This window comes from Acidovorax sp. SRB_24, assembly GCF_012931925.1.
In genome coordinates this window covers 1-983 of record NZ_MWOM01000148.1, presented here as the reverse complement: position 1 = coordinate 983, position 983 = coordinate 1, and the positions used below count along the sequence as shown (strand labels likewise).

Genomic DNA, 983 nt, shown 5'->3' with positions numbered 1-983 from the left:
GCAGCGGATCTGGGCGTCGTTGCGCAGGATGCGCTGCATGATCACGGTCTTTTCCTTGCGGTGCTCGGGCAGCAGTTCCTGCTCTTGCGATTGGAAACGCAGCTGCTCGATCAGCACCGCGCAGGCACCTTCATGGCGCACCACGCCATCCCAATCCTTGGCCTGGGCGGCCTCAAGCATCTTGCGGCTGCTGTCTTCAATGGCTTTGTAGTAATCGATCAGCATATGGGACATGGTTCAGGCCTCCTGCAGCACAGGCCGGGCCGAAGCGGTGAATTCAGCTGCCGGGGCAGCTCCGGTTTTTTTGATCTCGCCCCAGGCCTGTGCGACCGGCTCGATGAGCCGCTGCACTTCCAGCAGCATGGCATCGTCGTTGCGTGCATTGGCCTGAATGAGGCGGTGCACGCAGTAGTCGTACAAAGCGCCCAGGTTTTCGGCCAGCTCGCCGCCGTCCACACGGTCCAGGGCAGTGTTGAGCCCTTCCTCGATGATGCGAAGCGCCTTGGCCACCGCACTGCACTTGGCCACCACGTCACCGCGCGCAAGGGCGCCACGCGCTGCGGCAATCGAGGAAATGACGCCCTGCAGCAGCAGACTGACCAGCTGGTGCTGGTCTATCGTGTGCATGCTGGTTTCAACGTTGATGCGCTGATAGGCAGAGGCTGCACGGGGGCTGTGGGTGCTGAACATGCTGACAATCCTTGCAGTGGAATACCTTAGTTATCGGCCAACAGGCAAAAAACTAAAGACCTCATGACTCACTCGCGGGACCTGTTCCAGGTGGTGACTTGCTGGGAAATATAGGCGTTGAGTGCATTCAGCGTACTCATCTGGGTATCCAGGGCTGTGTAACGCGCCTTCAGGCTGGCTTCCATACGGTCTGCCCGGTCATTGACGCGCTCAATCTCCTTGGCATTGAGCTTGAGCGAGTTCTTGAGCAGTTTGTCCTTGCTGGCAAAGAAACCTTCCGTCGCGAGCAGGCC

General features: G+C 59.4%; 2 protein-coding genes and 1 pseudogene. All 3 read right to left on the bottom strand.

The window, feature by feature from the left end; genetic code table 11:
• The coding region (locus tag B2J89_RS21125) for a flagellar protein FliT (RefSeq protein WP_169170806.1) at nucleotides 1-234 on the bottom strand (234 nt) is incomplete at its 3' end.
• Nucleotides 235-237: 3 nt separating this feature from the next.
• Entirely contained in the window at nucleotides 238-690 is a 453-nt protein-coding gene (gene fliS / locus B2J89_RS21120; protein WP_169170805.1) for a flagellar export chaperone FliS, read from the bottom strand.
• A 68-nt stretch (nucleotides 691-758) separates the two neighbouring features.
• Nucleotides 759-983, bottom strand: a pseudogene (locus B2J89_RS21115) (flagellar cap protein FliD); the annotation flags it as partial.

Coding starts and splice junctions, on each gene's coding strand:
- fliS (WP_169170805.1), bottom strand. CDS start 690: ATGTTCAGCACCCACAGCCCCCGTGCAGCCTCTGCCTATCAGCGCATC.